The 17,219-nt window shown below is 61.9% G+C and carries 14 protein-coding genes and 1 pseudogene; 9 read left to right on the plus strand and 6 right to left on the minus strand.

Annotation, left to right across the window (positions count from 1 at the left end):
• Window positions 1-222: 222 nt before the first annotated feature.
• The gene (locus AC1D08_RS23110; protein ID WP_457151161.1) at window positions 223-492 is read left to right on the plus strand and encodes a hypothetical protein; all 270 of its coding nucleotides are present in this window, start codon (window positions 223-225) and stop codon (window positions 490-492) included.
• A gap of 90 nt (window positions 493-582) precedes the next feature.
• Here the strand turns inward: AC1D08_RS23110 and AC1D08_RS23115 are convergent, their stop codons facing one another.
• A complete protein-coding gene (locus AC1D08_RS23115) occupies window positions 583-1,788 on the minus strand; it encodes a M14 family metallopeptidase (protein ID WP_457151165.1) in 1,206 nt (401 codons plus the stop codon).
• 91 nt (window positions 1,789-1,879) lie between these two features.
• On the opposite strand from AC1D08_RS23115, the pseudogene AC1D08_RS23120 reads away from it, so the two are divergent.
• Both AC1D08_RS23120 and AC1D08_RS23125 read left to right on the plus strand, forming a co-directional pair.
• Window positions 1,880-2,105, plus strand: a pseudogene (locus tag AC1D08_RS23120) (GntP family permease); the annotation flags it as partial.
• Between the two features lie 73 nt (window positions 2,106-2,178).
• The gene (locus tag AC1D08_RS23125) at window positions 2,179-2,484 is read left to right on the plus strand and encodes a hypothetical protein (RefSeq protein WP_457151162.1); all 306 of its coding nucleotides are present in this window, start codon (window positions 2,179-2,181) and stop codon (window positions 2,482-2,484) included.
• 79 nt (window positions 2,485-2,563) lie between these two features.
• Here the strand turns inward: AC1D08_RS23125 and AC1D08_RS23130 are convergent, their stop codons facing one another.
• Together AC1D08_RS23130 and AC1D08_RS23135 are read right to left on the minus strand one after the other, a co-directional pair.
• The gene (locus tag AC1D08_RS23130; RefSeq protein WP_477424207.1) at window positions 2,564-4,216 is read right to left on the minus strand and encodes an alpha/beta hydrolase; all 1,653 of its coding nucleotides are present in this window, start codon (window positions 4,214-4,216) and stop codon (window positions 2,564-2,566) included.
• Window positions 4,217-4,523: 307 nt separating this feature from the next.
• On the minus strand, window positions 4,524-9,407 hold the full coding sequence (locus AC1D08_RS23135) for an nSTAND1 domain-containing NTPase (protein ID WP_477424120.1): 4,884 nt from the start codon (window positions 9,405-9,407) through the stop codon (window positions 4,524-4,526).
• Window positions 9,408-9,514: 107 nt separating this feature from the next.
• On the opposite strand from AC1D08_RS23135, the gene AC1D08_RS23140 reads away from it, so the two are divergent.
• Complete coding sequence (locus AC1D08_RS23140; RefSeq protein ID WP_477424122.1) at window positions 9,515-10,375, plus strand: DUF1194 domain-containing protein; 861 nt, start codon at window positions 9,515-9,517, stop codon at window positions 10,373-10,375.
• A 62-nt stretch (window positions 10,376-10,437) separates the two neighbouring features.
• Here the strand turns inward: AC1D08_RS23140 and AC1D08_RS23145 are convergent, their stop codons facing one another.
• The 3 genes from AC1D08_RS23145 to nthA are packed head-to-tail and all read right to left on the minus strand — an operon-like array spanning window position 10,438 to window position 12,075.
• Window positions 10,438-10,803, minus strand: a complete 366-nt coding sequence (locus tag AC1D08_RS23145; protein ID WP_477424124.1) for a hypothetical protein — start codon at window positions 10,801-10,803, stop codon at window positions 10,438-10,440.
• Window positions 10,790-11,428: an SH3-like domain-containing protein gene (locus tag AC1D08_RS23150; protein ID WP_477424125.1), complete on the minus strand. Its 639-nt coding sequence runs from the start codon at window positions 11,426-11,428 to the stop codon at window positions 10,790-10,792. Before AC1D08_RS23150 ends, AC1D08_RS23145 begins: the two co-directional genes overlap by 14 nt.
• A complete protein-coding gene (gene nthA, locus AC1D08_RS23155; RefSeq protein ID WP_477424127.1) occupies window positions 11,428-12,075 on the minus strand; it encodes a nitrile hydratase subunit alpha in 648 nt (215 codons plus the stop codon). The genes AC1D08_RS23150 and nthA overlap by 1 nt, the downstream gene beginning before the upstream one ends.
• A gap of 533 nt (window positions 12,076-12,608) precedes the next feature.
• On the opposite strand from nthA, the gene AC1D08_RS23160 reads away from it, so the two are divergent.
• The 5 genes from AC1D08_RS23160 (at window position 12,609) to AC1D08_RS23180 (ending at window position 17,188) form a co-directional block, all read left to right on the plus strand.
• Entirely contained in the window at window positions 12,609-13,211 is a 603-nt protein-coding gene (locus AC1D08_RS23160) for a pyridoxamine 5'-phosphate oxidase family protein (protein WP_477424128.1), read from the plus strand.
• A gap of 142 nt (window positions 13,212-13,353) precedes the next feature.
• On the plus strand, window positions 13,354-14,274 hold the full coding sequence (locus AC1D08_RS23165; protein ID WP_477424130.1) for a universal stress protein: 921 nt from the start codon (window positions 13,354-13,356) through the stop codon (window positions 14,272-14,274).
• Window positions 14,275-14,285: 11 nt separating this feature from the next.
• A complete protein-coding gene (locus tag AC1D08_RS23170; protein ID WP_477424132.1) occupies window positions 14,286-15,887 on the plus strand; it encodes an MBL fold metallo-hydrolase in 1,602 nt (533 codons plus the stop codon).
• A gap of 179 nt (window positions 15,888-16,066) precedes the next feature.
• Window positions 16,067-16,462 carry a hypothetical protein gene (locus AC1D08_RS23175; RefSeq protein WP_477424134.1) on the plus strand — a complete coding sequence of 132 codons (396 nt, stop codon included), beginning with the start codon at window positions 16,067-16,069 and terminating at the stop codon, window positions 16,460-16,462.
• Window positions 16,463-16,651: 189 nt separating this feature from the next.
• Window positions 16,652-17,188 (plus strand): hypothetical protein, encoded by a 537-nt coding sequence (locus AC1D08_RS23180; protein ID WP_477290201.1) that lies wholly within the window; start codon window positions 16,652-16,654, stop codon window positions 17,186-17,188.
• The last annotated feature ends 31 nt before the right edge of the window (window positions 17,189-17,219 follow it).

The raw sequence follows: 17,219 nt of genomic DNA on the forward strand, positions 1-17,219 counted from the left end.
TGCGGGTCGGAAGCGGCCCCGCGTTTCGCTATCCCTTCGGCAGCAGCACCGGCATTTCAGAAAAGCACCAGCTAATTTGTGCTCCGCTGGGCGGAACAGCGCCGTTAGAGCCAGTGCTCCAAAAGAAAGGAGTGGACAACGCACCCAGGGCGGATTGCGTTTGCGCTCGACTGGCGCAATCCTCACCTAGGGGAAGTGAGGAAGCATGAGCAGCTTGGGCTTATGGGTCATACTCGCGACGGCGACCATGGCGATCCTTTACCTGTTGTCGTATGTCTCGATCACGATGTAGGGAGATGGCCGGGGCGTGCTGCATTTGTTGACGGTCAGCGCCCCTTCTTCACCTTCGGCGTGATCTCCTCGATCCGCACCTTGTTCTGGATAGCCAGCGTCGAGGCAGCCGGTCGGAAGCGCACCACGGTAGACAGCTATAGCTCGCACCTTGATCTGCACATCGTGCCGTTGATCGGGATCTCAAACTTACAGCGCTGAACATCGCCGCTGCACGCTCGTTTGAGGATCAACTGCGCGCAGCGGTCGTTCTCAAGCGATGATCCGAAGGGTTCGCTCGCATGGGTGAACTCACTCGGGGTAGCCCCCAACGTCCTCCGGCCCCGGCTTGTTGAAAAGGATAAATGCCAAGGGATTGCCGGGCTCGGACATTGCATCGCTGCGCAGGCCCGATATCTCTCCAGCCACGCCGCTTGCGTACTCCGCAACCACTTCGCCGAAGCTATTGCGCTGGATGGCCACCTTCTGTCCGGCCTCGACCTTGTCGTTGAGCTTGACCAGATACTCGACCAACCCGCCCTCGGTTGCCAGGATCGGGAACGCACTGTTGCCGACAAAGACGTGCACGTCCTTGCCCGTGCGTCCCATCGGCCCGGCGACGATGCCGTGATGCTTGAGCACGTTCATCGTGCCTTCCACGAATAGCCCGATCATCTCGAGGTCCAGGTGGCGGGCAGCCCCGATCTCCGGGCAAAAGGACGGGATGCCCGCGGCGTTAAACGCGTTATGGAGGACATTGGGATATGTTGGATTGTCGAAGATCTGGCCGATCGGATAGAGCTCCGCCATCGCCTTGATCTCGGGCACGTCCATCTCGGCAATATTGAATGCGGTGACCTCGAATCCGGTCGTTCCGGTATGGAAGTCGATCGCGAAGTCGGCGTTGGGCCGCAGCAGCCGGTTGAACACCAGCCCGGCGTGTCGGCTGGCCGCGGTGATGTCGTTCTCGTTCCCGGGCCACACCCGGTTCATGTCGATCAGGTCGAGGCCTCTGCCCGCGTTGGGCCATCTGCGCTGCATGCTTTCCAGGGCCGGGCGGGAGATGTCGGTGACCGCCATCACCGTGCCCGACATCTCAGCGGGGTCGAGCTGGTTCATCACGGTCTGGACCGTATGTATGGAACTCATCTCGTCGCCATGCACCCCGCTGGTCAGGATGCCGCGCTTGCCCGACTTCGCCCCCTTGGCGACGGCCACGGACACATACCAGTGCTGTCCAGTGGGACTCTCCACGCCCTGGAAATACAGAAGGTGCTTCTTGCCGGGCTCCAGGTCGTTGACGTCGAGCGTGCTGACGACTTTCTTCCCCTGGATCACATCGCCGACATAAATCGTCGCCGATGGCGCACCCGCTGCCGGAGTGGACGAGGAAGTCGCCGAGTCCTCGGCGTTCGCGGCGCCGGCGTTGGCCGCCAAGGCGGCCGCGGCGCCGACCGTTGCAATGGATGCCATTATAAGGTCGCGGCGATCAATGCCCTTTACAGATTTGTCCGACATGATGGGGCCTTTTTGCAGAAAATCCCCCGCGACTTCAAAATACTGGTATGCCGCCCAACAAGCAAGCTTGCATGATTTCTGTGCGGTAGGAAGAGGAGTAGTCCGGGCCGGTGCCAACGCTTCGGTGCTGCCAATCTTCAGCGTGGCCAGCCTTGTCGGCTCCGGCGCGGTGGTTGCGGCGGTCCCGGCTTTCGAGATCGTGTGCAATTGGGTGCTTGGGATCAAGGGCCGGCCCTTGGTCTCGCTGGCCATCGCGGCCAACATCCTCGCCTGCGCTCACAGGCTCGGCCTCGGGCGGCCTGACCGTCGCGCTCGAAGTTAGTCCCTTGACAATACGCTTTTCGGGGGAGTTGATTCTAGGGAAACCAAAGCAACGTCACGGAGAGTTCCATGCCTCGTCCCTTGTTTGCTTGCCTGGGTCTCGTTCTCAGTCTTGTCGTGCCCCTGGCTCTGCCGGCGCCCGCCCATGCCGTCACGATCAACATCAACATCGGCACCAGCCTCAACAATGGCCGAGCGATCACATGCCGAGAGGGCGAGAGGCTGCTGCGCAACCGTGGTTTTTGGAACGTCCGGCGAGTGGATTGCCGCGGGCGCCTTTTCACCTATCGGGCGCGCCGCGCCAACGGTCTGTTTGAAGTCGGGTTGAACGCGCGCAATGGCCGTGTCGTAGATATGCACCGCATCAGGCGGTGACCTCGTCGCGGGTCCGGCTGCCGCGGCCGGCCGTTCGAACCGCGAAACAATCGCATGAGGCGCCCGTCGCAAGCAGCGATCACATCCTGGCGCGCGCGGCAAGATGTTGCTTCAGTTGCGCTATCTGGTCGGCCGACCACCCCTGTGGGTCAGTCACGGCGAGCCACGCATTGACGTAGTGTTCGGGCGCAAAGACATGTCCGTAGCCCATCGGCGAGTTGGTCGACACGGCCATGTCGAGGGCGAGCTGCAGCATCGATACGATCGGGTACCACCGCAGCTCCGGCGAGACGTCCGGGCCGCGCGGCGCATTCATCCAGTCCGGACGGCGATAGAAATCGCTATAGGCGAAGAACGTCAGTGGATCGCTCGCATACTGGAGGTAGACGATGCGCAGTGGACCCCAGGGCGCGTCCCTCGGACCGGGGTCGCCGTTCTGGTTCATGAAACGGACGAAGGACCCGTCTCGGAATTGCGGCAGCCAGGCCGGTGACCCGGCATTGCGATGCTCCGTCACGCTGCGCCAGATTCTGCTCTTGAACGGCGGACCGCTCCACAGAGCCCCCTGGACAGGGTCACCAAGCATCTCGAAAAGCTCCATCGATCTCTCGGAATTCATCGCTCCCAAGCTCAGGCCATGCAGATAGAGTTTCGGCCGACTCTCGTGCGGGAGCGTCGTCCAGTATCCATAGACTGCGGCAAACAAAGCCTTTGCAGCCTCCGAGCCGTATTCCGGCTCGAGCAGCAGCGATAGCGGGCTCGACAGGTAGGAGTACTGCTGGGCCACGCTCGCCACGTCGCCGTGGTGGAGATACTCGACCGTATCCATCGCAGAGGGATCGACCCAGCCGGTGCCGGTGGGGGTGATGACGACGAGTACGGAGCGTTCGAAGGCGCCGACGCGTTTCAATTCATCGAGGGCGATTTGCGCCCTTTCCTCCGCCGTGTCGGCGACACCGAGCCCGACATAGACCCGGATAGGTTCGAGCGCATCGGCGTGCGTGAACGCGCGTATCTCGGCGGCGGTGGGTCCTGTCGCGATGAATTCGCGTCCTGCCCTTCCAAGTTCTTTCCAGCGGACGAGGGAAGCCGAGCTGCCGGTCTTGAGCGGAGATTCAGGTTGCGGTCGGTCCGGCTCGATGAGGGCGTCAACCGCCGCGAAGGACGAATCGGCCAAGTGCAGCACGTAGCGGAAGAGCACACCGTTTGCCATCGTCCAGAACAACAGTATCGCGACTGCGAAACCGATCACCTTCGAAACCCTGCGTGGGACGAAGCGGCCCAACCTTTCTGAAAACCAACGGGAGATACCTTTGAAGAGCCTGGCAAGCGCGATGACCACCAGGAACGTAGCGATCGCAATGAAACAGACCTCAACCGGATGCCCGCTCGTCACGGGTTCGAGCTGCATCAGTCGACGGATCGAGTTCTGCCATTCCGCCGCCCACCACAGAAACAGTATGGCGATGACGGCGCAAGCGGCCGCGACAGCAATCTTGAGAGAGAGCAGAAGCCGCTCACGCGGTTCCGGCAGTTCCATATAGGTCCATAGCCAGCGCCAGGCGACTCCGATGCCGTATCCGACGGCGAAACATGCCCCGGACAGCACGCCTTGGGTCAGGTAGGTGCGGGGAATGAGCGTCGGAGTAAGCGAGGCGACGAAGAACAGCGTGCCCAAAGCGAGGCCGCCGGCGGAAAGCGAGCGCCAGAACCTTGTCACCCAGCTGCGCATACGCCCGTTTCGCTTCCCTTTGGGATGAATTGTCTCGGGATGATTACGATGGGCATCATGGCTCGCTCTCGCGTTTAATAGAAGGACGCAGCTGCTGAAATTTCCGTTTGCCTCGTCCGGCAAGGCGCACCATGTACTCGGTTGAGCGTCGACCTTTCGCGCCGACGCCACCACGACCGCCAGCGTGGTCGCCTGCGACGTCAGCTTTCAGGAAGCGGCAAAGCTGGCCTCTACAGTCGAGATGCGGCGCTGAGTTGCCCGTTCCAGCAGCCGGCTCAGGCGGCAAAATCTGACTCCATTGTCGACCTCAGCCCGGACAAGTACCAATTGCAGGGTCTTCAGGAAGGAAGAAGCTTCGCCGCTCGCAAGGGGTGAGTTCGCGAGGCACGGTGCGCCGGGCGAAGTCAATGAGGTCCCTGGGTGTCTGGAAGACGCGAACGATGCGGACGCTTTCCTCGCCGGAAACAATTGCGATCTGGGTGCCGTCGGAACTGAAAGCTGCGCGTGTAAGGCCCGGTCGAACGGTCGCTTCGTCCTGGCTGGCAAGGACGGCAATCTGGCGCCCCGATTGCGTCGCCCATAGCCGGACCGTGCGATCTTCGGATGACGCGGTCACGACATACAATCCACTGGGACTGAACTGGGCGCTGTCCACCGCGCCGCTGTGGCCCCTAAGAACGGTCCTTTCCAGTCCGCCAGCGACGCTCCAGATCCGGACGGTTCCATCGCGTGAGGCCGTCATCAGCGACTGGCCGTCGGGACTGAAGGAGACCACCGTCACCTCGCCGGTATGTCCCTCTAGCGTTACGACGTTTGCTCCGTTCGTGGTCGACCAAATTCGGGCCGTGTGGTCGAGTGAGCCCGTGGCGACCAGTTGACCGTCCGGGTTGAAGGCCGCTGCCGTGATGCGATCCCGGTGCCCCACAAGGGCCTTAAGCTCAGCCCCGCCCGCCTTCAGGAGGTGGCCCGCATTGTCTTCCCTGGCCGCGAAGACCAGACGTTCGTCGGGGCTAAGAATGGCCTGCGGCAGCTTGCTGCTTGAATTGATGACGGCCAGCTCGGTACCGGTCACCGCATCCCACAGCTGCGCGGTACCGTCGATCGATGCGGAAACAAGCGATTTGCCGTCGCGACCAAACTGGATCTGGATCAGTCCGCCATGGGCTCGGAACTGGGCGGTCTCGAATCCCCTGGCAACCTCCCAAATTCGGACCTGGCCCCCAAGAGATGCCGTCGCGACGCGCCTTCCATCGGGACTGAACGTCGCGCGTTGAACGATCTCATGTGTATCGAGTCGGATGATCTCGCGGCCGCTCACGACATCCCAGAGATGCGCCGCGCTGTCGCCGCCACCGGTCAACAGGTGGATATTGTCGGCACTGAAGACCGCGAAAGTCGGCCGATATTCATGAGAGAGCGTGGTCGTCAGTGCGCCGTCGACGTCCCACAGCCGAGCTGTGCCATCGTGCGAAGCGGTGAGAAGAATGTTGCTGTCGGCCGGGCTGAATTCCAGATGCTCGACCAAAGATTCATGACCGGCGATCGTCGTGACCAACGAGGCGCGTTCAACGTCCCAGATGCGGACCGGCCCATTGACCGAAGCAGTCGCCAGAAAGCGGTCGTCCGGGCTGAAAGCACCGTTCATCTCTTCATCGCGTTCATCCGCACCGATATCGGCGAGCTTCAAACCCGAAACCTCCTGGCCGAGCAGGTCATGCAACGTTCCCAACGATCCATCCCAAATCCGGGCAGCGCCGTCGAGTGATACGGTGGCGATCCGCTGACCCCCGTGACTGAAAATCACGCCGTTCAATTGCGTGTCGCTCTTGTGGCCGTCCAGCTTCGCGATCTCCGTTCCTTTCGACGCATCTAAAAGGCTGGAAGTGCCGCCGTATGAAAGCGGGCCGCATGCGCCAGCCAGCAGCCGGCCCCCGTCCGGGCTGAACGCCAGGCTATAGGGCCGGGAGTTCACCCGGAATGACCGCGTCAGTGCGCCATCCGCGGTACTCCAGATCGAAACAAAGTGCTTGCGTGCCGTCGCGAAGCTGTGACCGTCCGGACTGAAGCCAGCCCGTGCATATCCGTCGCTTCTTACACTCACGACTTTTCTTCCGGTCCGGGCGTCCCAGAGCACTGCATCGCTGTTCTCCCCCGCCGTCAGCACCTGGTTGCCATTCGGGCTGAAGATTGCGGTTGGATAATTGCCTACCGGCTGCAGGATGAAGAGCTGTTCTCCCGAGATGGCGTTCCAGACGCGTGCAGTGCCGTCCCTCGCGGCCGTCAGGATACGGCTCCCGTCCGGGCTGAACTCAGCCCTCTCCACGGCCCCTCCATGACCTTTTAGAACCGCAGTTTCGGCACCGCTGGAGATGTCCCAGACGCCTGCAGTTTTATCGTAGGATGCAGTGACGATGTGATCGCCGCTCGGATTGAACGCCGCATCCGCGACGCCGGCACCATGCCGGAAGATTTTGATCTGGTGGTGCGCCAGCAGGGCCTTGAAGAGGGCTGCCTCCGCTTCAAAGAGATAGGGCCGCTCGGACGGGTCTTTCGAGGACAGTGCTTCGAGCGCCAACAGGATCGCAGCCTCGGTGTTGCCTCTCGCCGTGGACTGCTGCGAGAGAAACGCGAGCGAAAGAGACTGGTTGCGCAGCGCCAGGTCGCGTTGCGACCTTGCTTCCTCCTGCGCCCTGAAGGCGACCAGTGCACCTGCGCCCGCCATGAGAGCGAGCATTATCGCCACAATCGCGGCATTGCGCGTACGGCGGGCAAGCCGGTTTGCCGCGGCAGCCGCGAGGCTCCGGCGCTCGGCCTCGCGCTCACGGCGCTCGCGTTTTGCCTCTTCTGCGGCCTCGATCAGCGCCAGCTCTGTGTGCCGGTCCTTCTCCTCTTTCTGCTGATGGGCACGCAAGGACGCCTCGATGTATTCAAGTACGTCATCGTCGACCTCCTCCCGTCTTGACAACATCAGCTCTTCGCCCTCCGCGAGACGTTTGCCGGACGGAAGGAGAAGCTCTCGATTCCTGCTCTCCAGGTGCCATCGGTGGGTGTCGGCCCTGAGGCGTTCGCGCGTCTCGAGAAAGTCCCGGTTTGCATTCACAATGTCACCGGCGCGCGGCCAACGGCTCAACAGTGCTTCATGTGCAACGCGGACGAAGACATGCCCTCCGGCGTCCTCGTCGCTGACGAGGAGCCGTGCGTCGATCAGGGCCCTGACGAGGGCCGATCGCGAGGGGGTGCCTGCAATTTCGGTGAACAGGGCCGGACGTGCCGTGACCGTTTCATCGCCAGGACTTGCCGTGGTGAGCGCGCGCAGCACCGCGGGTAAGGCCTCCTGGATGTTGGGCGCCAGCAAGTCCACGACTTCGTCGGCGCGGCGCGCGATTGCGCCTTCGAGCCCGCCGAGCGCGCGATAATGCGCAAAGGTGAGAACTCGGCGCTCGCGGCCGGCCTCGTACAACGCGTCGAGCACGAACTCGAGAAGCGGCAATGATCCGGGATCGGCAGCTGCTGCCTCCTGCAGCACATCGTCGAGCCGCCCCAGTTCGGCACTCTCCTCGAAGCGGAGCCCGGCGACGCCCGCCGGTTCGCGGATGATCTGCCCGATCTCTGGGCCAGTCGGCGGCAGGAGTTCGTAGCTGGAGAGGCCGTCCTTGAGCGCCGAGAAACCCCGGACCTCTCCGCAGCGGTGAAAAAAGTCCGAACGGATCGCCGCTATCACCCAGGCCAGTCCGCTCGCGGCCAGCACCGCCATGAGCCGCACGAGGGCCTCGCGCGTCGCCGGCTGCTTCTCCGTCGTGAACAGCTCCTCCAGCTGATCAATGGCGACAAGCAATCTGATCTGCGGGCGGGCCGGCCCGGCGGCCTCGCGAAGTGCCTGTCGGATCATCGCCAGTGCCCGATCCGGCGTGCTCCTGCAGAGCCGAGCAAACTCCGCGGCTGTTACTTCGGAGGCCAGCTCCGGCACAGCAGTTTCGCGAAGCAGTGCCGCAGCCAGCACAGCGAATGCATCCGGTCCTTCGGAGAGGCGGATCAGGCAGCGGCGCCACAGGGATATGCCTGCCACGGCTCCAGGCAGTGTCAATGACGGCAGCAGGCCAGCGCGCAGGAGGGAAGACTTGCCGCATCCGCTCATACCGTAGATGAGCAGGAATGCCGTGCCACTTGCTGCCTGCTGCTCAAGTCTTGCGGTGCAGGCCGCAATCGCCCGCGCTCGGCCGAAGAAGAGATCGGCATCTTCGAATTCGAAGGCATCGAGACCACGAAATGGTGACCTGACCGGTTCCTCCGCAGCAAGGGGTACGCGGTAGATGCGCAAGGCGCGTGCGACGTTCTTCAGCTTGTGCTCGCCGAGATCGACGAACTCCAGCGAGAGTCGGTCTTGAGCCTGGGCGCGCACCGCTTCCGTGACGCAAATCCCGCCCGGTCGTGACAATGTTTGCAGATGAGCGGCGACCTCGACGGCCTCGCCCGCGAGGTGGTCGCCCTCGGCGACGGCATAACCCAGGTGAACGCCGATGCGGAAGCGCAGGCGCTTTACCTCGGGAACTTCGCGGTTCCGCCTATCGACCTCATGCTGGATCTCGCCCGCACACCGCATCGCCTCGACAGGGCCGGCAAACTCGGCGACCAAGCTCTCTTCGGCGCTCCAGAACACACCGCCTGCATGTTGAACCAGCAGCCGATCGATGATCTGCTTGTATGCCCGGAAAGTTGCAGCGGAGATCGGCTCATCCATGCCTGTCAGCCGGCCCCCGGCGGCCACTTCGGCGGCCAGGATGGTGGCCATTCTCGGTCCGGCATTTGAGGGAAGGACCAGCCTGTATCCGCGCCTCGGAACCGTCTGCACGACGGCCTGCCGATTGTCGTTGAGCGCCGCACGGATCTCGTGAATGCATTGCACCAGGCTGTCGTCGGTCACGGCTATGCCGTTCCAGACTGCCTTCATCAGGTCGTCCTTGGTGATGACCCGATCAGCGTTCTCCAGAAGGTGACGAAGCACCGCGAAGGTCTGGTGGCGAAGTGCGATTGTCCTGTTGGACTTGTCGCGCAAGGTCTCGCTGCTCAGATCGGCGGTAATGCCGTTGAGTACGAACGTCGTGGGCGGCGAGCTATTCAAGCCGGTTCCCTCACGCACGAAGCCGCAGTCCAATTCTTCGATCTTAGCACGGTTCGCGCTGCGAAGAGTCATCGCCATCCAGACCGGCGGGGAGCGCAGATTTCGGCGAATGATCGGACGCCGTTCGTGACCAAAGAGACGCTCGGACCGACAATTGCATTCTCAGCGGGAGGCTCGCCATGGACTACTTGGTGCGGATTGCTCGATCTGCCGGAGCAAGACCGGTGCCACGGCTCACGGGCTTCTGCCTGCTCAGTCTGTTCTTCGCGATGGCGTCTCTGGCTTCCTCGACCGACCGTCGCGCAGACGACCTGACCGAAGTCGATCTGCAATTGATCCTTGCCGTGGACGTCTCGCCCTCGATGAGCAAGGTTGAGCAAAGAGTGCAACGCGACGGCTACGTCGATGCTTTCCGCCACACGGACATCGCCGGGGCAATCAAGTCGGGAGAGCGGGGCAGGATCGCAGTGCTTTATCTGGAGTGGGCCGGCCCACGTCAGCAAACAGTCATTGTGCCGTGGACAATTGTCGAAAGCCTCGACGATGTTCTGACTTTGGCAGACAGGCTTGCGGCGCTGCCGTTGACTGAAGGCCGCGGAACGTCGATTTCCGGCGCATTGTCGGCCGCGAATGATCAGTTCGCGAAGAGTGGCTTGCGCAGCCCGCGCAGGGTTATTGACGTATCCGGCGACGGACCCAACAATGCCGGAGCGCTCCTTGACCCCATCCGGCAGGTTCTTCTCGCGGAAGGCGTGACGATCAACGGGCTGCCTATCGCAATGCCCCGCATTGGCGGGGCCGACGGGTTTGCGATGTACGACCGCTCCAACCTCCAATACTATTTCGAGCGCTGCGTCATTGGCGGGCCAGACGCATTTACAATCGGCGTAACCGAGGCTGCTATGTTCGCGACTGCAGTTCGTCGAAAGCTGGTGCGTGAAATCTCCATGAACATGGGTCAGGTGATCCACGCCAGCTACACCGTGCGTTCAGACCGCACGGTCGATTGCAACGGGATCGCTCAAGTGCCGGGCCGGTAGCGATAGGCGATTGGGTGGCCGCGTTGCAAAGGGTGGGCAGCAACACGCACCGCTGCCTACAGTCAAATTGAATCTGCTTGCGGACCCAGGGCCACTGGCTTGCCATGCGGTGTATTCAGGTAGGCGTTTCGCCAATCCTGTTGGCGTCTGTCCACCTCGGCCCGTGCTGCGAACTGGCTCTTGTCCAATATCTGCTCCAGAGCGCTGAGAAAGGCCCCGTAATAGATCGCGTCGGGGTCAATGGCAGTATCGGCCGCCCGTAGATCGAGCTCGGCGCCCAGGGTCTGAGACCAATCCTCGGCTTCGATCTTTCCGTCGGCGATGAGCAGGTCGACCAGCGCAATGACCTGAGCGTGCCATTGCTCGGAGAAGACAGGTTCGCCATCGCGATGGCGCCGTGCGCGACGGGCAATCTCAGGCCGGCTCAAGATAGCTGTCCCACATGTCGATCTGCAGGCTGTCTGCGCTGTCGCCGGCTTCAGGCCAAAGATCCGACATGCGAAACCGCACGACGTATGTCTGCTCGCGCCGTATCGTGCCGACAGCTTTCTCGTCGGGCAAAGGCTGTGGTCCGTTCACGCTGTCGACAACCCCGGGCCGGCCGCGGACATACCCAGCCAGCCGCGTGTGCATTGTGGCGACGTCGCGCCGTGCCACAATCTTGTCGCCAGCCTTGAACCTTGCCTCTGTGGGCGGGACCTCGACCGCAGGCCTGGGCGACTCGTATTCGAAGGTTCGACTTGAGGCCCTGCCATCGAAGAACTCCTGAACGCCCGCGACGCCTTCATCCACAGACGTGACCATCATGGCCAGAATCCACTTCTCGAAATAGTCGAGGCCGAGGTAGGCGTCCGGGGGAAGCCTTTCCAAGACGTGGCGATACCAATCGAGCGTCCAGCCCGTGCGATCCGTCGTCAACTTTTTCATCGACATCATGGCGATCGCCCATGTGCGCGCCTTCCATTCATCGGAAAACAACGCCGAGTCATCTTCTGCGACGTTCGGGATCGGCCTGAACCCTTGCCTGCCGCCGAGGTCGTGTACCGTATCCATCACCCCACCTCCTGCTTTGGCAACAGATCCCTCATCGTCCCGATCATTGCATTGCGCGTCACGAGGTCGGCGAGGTCCTCTTCGGTCCAGCCGTCCGTCCCTTCTGGACGCTCCGGGACCACCATGTACCGCCTGTCTGAAGTCGAGTCCCACACCGTGACCTCAACCTTGTCCGGCAGGTCGGTTCCGAATTCGGCGAGAACGCCACGCGGATCGCGGACCACTCGCGCCCGGTACTCGGTCGACTTGTACCAAGATGGAGACATTCCCAAGATTCCAACCGGATAGCAGGAACACAAGGTACACACGACAACGTTGTGGATCTCAGGAGTGTTGAACACTGCGACAAGAGGGTAATCCTTCCTGACGCTTGGGACGATTTCCGAAAACGCCTCGGCCGCATGTTTCGCCAGCCGTTCGGCGAACTTGGGATCAGTCCACGCCCGCGCGATGACCTTGGCTCCATTCATCGGACCTACGTTTTCCGAGTAGTCGTCGAGCCACTTGTCCACGGCGTCGGCCGCCAGAAAGCCTTTCTCGACCAAAACCGTCTCCAGTGCTCTCAGGCGAAGCGCCGGTTCAGGCGGAAGATGGCTGTGCAATTCCCGATGAAGTTTGGCAACCTTGTCGGAATCGTATGAACTCATTGATGCCCTCCCCGAGTATCATTCTTCGCACCGCGCTGGGTTGGATTTTTAGGGTTGCGTGGCTAACTCCTCGCCGACCATCAATGACCAGTTTATTGGAGCGGTGCACTCGAGTCATTGACTTTCTGACCTTACGTCAGCTTCGAGGTCGAAGCCTATGTCTTGCAGTTTTGAGGCCCCTGCACGCGGCGACCGGACCGGGCGCCTACTAGGGCACGCGCCAGGCGCGACACCATTGCAGTTCGACACTCCGATATGATCGGCCCTTGATATCGTGTAAAACGATCGAGGTCCTCAGTGCTTCCGGAATGAGACGATGCGCCCGGCCAAGATCCGTCATTCGAGAAGTGATGGCGAGGATCGCGTACAGAGCGATGGGCATAGGCTCGCGCGATCTGGTGTGCCTGGCTTTCTCTCGCGATCGCATCGCAGGCGGCCCATGCTAGGGGCGGCGAGAGCCTCGCGCCCCAACATACGACTTACCGCATCACTTGGGATCGGACCATGATCCGAGTTGTGAAGGAGGAACGTCCATGACCGGCGACGCATTCTACCACGAAGGCAATCGCTCTCTGCAGGACCGCTTCGAGAGCCGGCGCATCGCTGACCGCCTGGCAGAGATGGCGCGGACGGTCTTCACCGACGAGGATAAGACGTTCATCGAGAATGCGATTTACTTCTTTCTTGCCACGGTCGACGCCGAGGGACGGCCAGATTGCTCGTTCAAGGGCGGCCCGGCCGGCTTCGTGCGTGTCATTGGGCCGTCGGAGCTAGCGTTCCCGGATTATGACGGCAACGGCATGTTCAGGAGCCTCGGCAACCTCGACGTCAATCCGAACGTCGCGCTGTTGTTCATCGCCATGCACGGCACGCCGCGTCGCCTGCGCATTAACGGCGCCGCCCGAATCGACCGAGATGATCCGCTAACAGGCAAGACGGTCGGCGCACAGATGATGGTGCGCGTGCAGGCGCGCGTGATCTTCCCGAACTGTCCGCGCTACATCCCGATGATGCAGCTCAGCGAGCCGTCGCCCTTCACGCCCATGCCGGGCTGCGATCTGATCGAACCTGCTTGGAAGGGCTTCGACGCCTTCAAGGACGACATCCATCCGCGCCAGCCGACATGGAAAGGCTGATCGACGGCGATCACGTTGTCGCCCAAAAAGCCGCGAAGCCCGAGAATACGCGGTGACGCGGCCCTCCAAGTCAATTCCGTCGCGCGGCGCTAGCTGGGCTCAGCTTGGCCGACCCTGCTGCTCAGTATTTGATGGATCGCATTTGCGCTGGGTCAAAGCTCGCCTCATCCATTGTGACTACAAGATGGTGATGGCAGTTGGCCGTTCGACCATGGAGACGATTCCAATGAAGCTGATGGCATCCCTGTCCTTGGCTACTTATCCAGATGCGAACTCCTCGAAAATCGCGGCGAACTCGGTTGCTCTCGTCAAGCAGATCGACGCATCGCTTGACGCTGTTGCCATCAATGTCGACATTCCCGACGTTTCGAACGCGCTGTCGAGCTACTTGCTTGATCTTCGCAACAAGATACGAGAGGTCGAGGCGACCAGCCGCAAGTGCGGCAGTGTTCTGCTAGAGGCCATTACGCAAGAAGCGGCACATAGCGGTGTGACCCTCACGACTCAGGAGCTGACCGCACCACCGGCGCTGATGGGCGAGGTTGCCGCAAACCACTCCCGCTATTTCGATATCTGTCTGGTCGGCTGGGCGCCGGCCAACCAGACGGCGCGGATGATAGCCGAGGCAATACTGTTTGGTTCGGGTCGACCGACCCTGCTTCTTCCCGACTCCACTGACGTCGGGGTTCTTGGACATGTCGTTATCGCTTGGGACGGCAGCCGAGTCGCCGCCCGGGCCGCTGCCGATGCAAAGGCGTTTCTCGAACGTGCCTCGATGGTCACTGTTGTGACCGTGGCTGACGAAAAACCGCTTCCGGGACAGGACATCGGCGAACGCCTTGCGCAGGGCCTGAGGACGCGTGGCCTGGTGGCCGAGGCTGCCTCTATTCAAGCGGGGAAACGTTCAATCGGAACTGCCCTACAGGAACACGCTCTCAAGGTCGGCGGCAACCTGCTTGTCATGGGCGGATACGGTCATTCCCGCGTCAGGGACTTCGTGCTTGGTGGAGCCACCGAAGGCATTCTCGCCGATATGCGCCTGCCTGTTCTCCTGTCGCATTAGGTCGGCGCGAGATGAGAGGCGAGACGGATCCAGTCCTGCGCTTCCACGGCGCGGCCCATGGTGTCACCGGCTCGTGTTATGAAATCGAGACGCCGCATTCGCGGATCCTCATCGACTGCGGCCTGTTCCAAGGTTCCAAGTCCGAGAGGGAACTGAACTATGGTGCGTTCCCGTTTCCACCGGACGCGATTGACGCCGTCATCCTGACCCATGCGCATATCGACCACAGTGGCCTTTTGCCGAAACTGGTCAAACAGGGCTTTTCTGGTCCGATCCATACGACCCGTGCCACCATTGATCTCTGCTCGGTCATGCTGCCGGACGCGGCGCATATCCAGGAGATGGAGGTCGAGCACCTGAACCGTCGCAATGCGCAGCGCGGGCGCCCGCCCGTCGAGCCGATCTACGGTCAGCAGGATGCCGCCGCGTGCATGATATTGTTTCGGGCTTCGGAATATGGCGAATGGACCACCATCGCCGAAGGCGTTCGCGCCCGCTTCTGGAACGCGGGCCACCTGCTTGGTTCGGCGTCGGTAGAGCTCGAGATCGACCGACATGATGTGCCGCTGAGCATCGTGTTTTCGGGCGACATCGGCCCAGGCCACAAGCTGCTTCAGACCGATCCTGAGGGGCCGGCCGACGTCGACTATCTGATCTGCGAATCGACTTATGGCGACCGGGACCGCCCGGACGTTTCGCCCGAACGGCGGCGATCTCAGCTCGGTGACGTCGTGCGCGGCGCCGCCAAGGCCGGCGGCCCCCTCATCATTCCGTCCTTCGCCGTAGAGAGGACGCAAGAACTGCTGATCGATCTGTATTTGCTCATGAAAGCTGGGGAGGTTCCGTCAGCCCCGGTCTTCGTCGACTCGCCGCTGGCAACACGTGCCAGCGCGATTTTCGAGCGGCATGCCGACGAGATCGAACAGGGCAACGTGCTGCGCCAGGCCCTCGGTTCAAAGGAGTTGCGCTTCACCGAGACGGTGGAGCAAAGCAAGGCGATCAATCGCCTGAGTGGCTTCTTCGTGGTGATTGCTGCCAGCGGCATGTGCGACGCGGGGCGTATCCGCCATCATCTCAAGGCCAATCTCTGGCGCAGGAACGCCACGGTGATGATGGCCGGATATCAGGCCCAGGGGTCGCTCGGGAGGATCCTGCTGGACGGCGCGCAGCGCGTGCGCATCCAGGGTGAGGAAGTAGAGGTCAAGGCCCGTATCAGCCTGTTCGACCTTTATTCCGGACATGCCGATGCCAGTGAACTGGTCGCCTGGATCAGGGCCCGAACTCCTGTGAAGCAGCAGGTATTCTTGACGCATGGAGAGGAGGCTGGACTCGGCGGCCTGCGTAGAAGGCTTGCAGGACTGATACCCGACGACAAGATCATCATCCCGAGGCTGGACGATGCTTTCCAATTGACTCCCGGTCGCAGTTTGCCGGTCGAGGTCAACGAGCCCCGCCGTTTGAGGCCGGAAAAGATTGCCCGCCTCGACTGGCACAATGACCTTTCAAAGCTACTCCTGGACGTAAACGAGGCGGTCAGCGCCGCGACCGATGAACGGGGTCGCGCCGCGGTGATCAGGCGCATGCGCAGGGCGCTCGAGGACAAGGACGTGTAGGGGCCGGCCTTCTTGGTAACTGGTCCCCTGCACCGGCACCTTTGTCCTCATAGGGGCCGGGCTGCTCGAGCGGGCGCCGCGGGAAGGTGTGATTTCCCGACCTTGAAGCGGAAGAAGATCGCTTCTTCTGAAGATCGTCACCATTTGACGATGCCGACGCCGGCGATATTGTGAACCGCATGACCGACCAGCCCAACCGCCCGGACGACTATCCCGATCGCCAGATCGATCGCCAGCAGGAAACAGGTTTTGAGCGCAGAGTTCCCTTGCCCGCTGGCTACCGACAAGGTGTCATCTCCGCTATCACCGTGCTGCTCGGATTTTCGCTTCTTTTCCTGCGGTACTGGAATTTCGAAGTCGAGGGCGGATGGACGTTTGCCTCGATCCTGGCGACGCTGCTGCTGGCACTGGCCATCGTCCTTCAGTTCGTTGCGCTGTGGCGGTCGTTGCTCCCACGAGACGATGACGAGCCGGTTTATCAGGTCACGCTGCGCTGGTTCCTCGCCTCGATCATCGCTCTCCTTGCGGGCGTGCTGCTCGCCGGGCTGACGGCTTCGCACGTCTTCAATCTTTGATCGATACCGGCCGCGCGACTGCCGCCGTCCAGCCCTGGCGCCTGTTTCGCCTCGGGCGGTTCCGCCCGAGCCGAGCTTCCCGTAGATCGGGCGGCCCCTCGCTGCGGGCCGGCGCTTCGTGGCGGCGAAAGGCGTTAAGGCTTGTGCAATCTTCGCGGTCTATCGTCACGGGCAGATTGGCGAGGGAACATGAAACGCAAACCGCTTCTGCTTTTTGCCTTCCCGTTTCTCATTCTTGCGATCCTGGCTGGGGAACGCATGGCAGCCTTCCTGCTGGGAGCCTATCCAGCCAGCCCTACCGCATGGTGGATATGGCTTGAACTGCGCCCTTTGTCGACGATGCTTTGGCAGCAGGTCGATGTCTATCTGGGTGGGTCGATGGCTGTCGACGCCGCCGTCCTTGCCGCCGCATCGATCGTCTGCTGGATGGCGTGCCAGACCCGAAGGTCGGCTTTCTTCTTTCTCACCAACCACGTCGCCCTGCTCTTCGCTGGGCTGATGATCGCGGTCGGCAGCCACTCGGAAACGGCGAGCACGATCGCTGCGTTCACCTCGCCCGGCGGTCTTCCGTTTTCGCTGGCGATGGATTTCACCTTGAAGAACAGTCTTGTGCTGCTTCTGGGCACAGCGGCCTGTGCGTACTGCCACATCGTCTTCCTCGCCGAAGCGCGGGCGCGGTCCGAAGCCCGGACCACCCGCATCATGGCCCTGCAGCGCGATCTCTAGAGCAATTTTCCGTCCGGAGTTGCGTCAGAAC

The sequence above is a fragment of the Mesorhizobium sp. P2_E6 genome, assembly GCF_056403835.1.

Bases quoted from the DNA above. Each gene is read 5' to 3' on its own strand.
- AC1D08_RS23110 (WP_457151161.1), top strand. From the start codon at position 223: ATGGGTCATACTCGCGACGGCGACCATGGCGATCCTTTACCTGTTGTC.
- AC1D08_RS23115 (WP_457151165.1), bottom strand. From the start codon at position 1,788: ATGTCGGACAAATCTGTAAAGGGCATTGATCGCCGCGACCTTATAATG.
- AC1D08_RS23125 (WP_457151162.1), top strand. From the start codon at position 2,179: ATGCCTCGTCCCTTGTTTGCTTGCCTGGGTCTCGTTCTCAGTCTTGTC.
- AC1D08_RS23130 (WP_477424207.1), bottom strand. From the start codon at position 4,216: ATGCGCAGCTGGGTGACAAGGTTCTGGCGCTCGCTTTCCGCCGGCGGC.
- AC1D08_RS23135 (WP_477424120.1), bottom strand. From the start codon at position 9,407: ATGACTCTTCGCAGCGCGAACCGTGCTAAGATCGAAGAATTGGACTGC.
- AC1D08_RS23140 (WP_477424122.1), top strand. From the start codon at position 9,515: ATGGACTACTTGGTGCGGATTGCTCGATCTGCCGGAGCAAGACCGGTG.
- AC1D08_RS23150 (WP_477424125.1), bottom strand. From the start codon at position 11,428: ATGGATACGGTACACGACCTCGGCGGCAGGCAAGGGTTCAGGCCGATC.
- nthA (WP_477424127.1), bottom strand. From the start codon at position 12,075: ATGAGTTCATACGATTCCGACAAGGTTGCCAAACTTCATCGGGAATTG.
- AC1D08_RS23160 (WP_477424128.1), top strand. From the start codon at position 12,609: ATGACCGGCGACGCATTCTACCACGAAGGCAATCGCTCTCTGCAGGAC.
- AC1D08_RS23170 (WP_477424132.1), top strand. From the start codon at position 14,286: ATGAGAGGCGAGACGGATCCAGTCCTGCGCTTCCACGGCGCGGCCCAT.
- AC1D08_RS23175 (WP_477424134.1), top strand. From the start codon at position 16,067: ATGACCGACCAGCCCAACCGCCCGGACGACTATCCCGATCGCCAGATC.
- AC1D08_RS23180 (WP_477290201.1), top strand. From the start codon at position 16,652: ATGAAACGCAAACCGCTTCTGCTTTTTGCCTTCCCGTTTCTCATTCTT.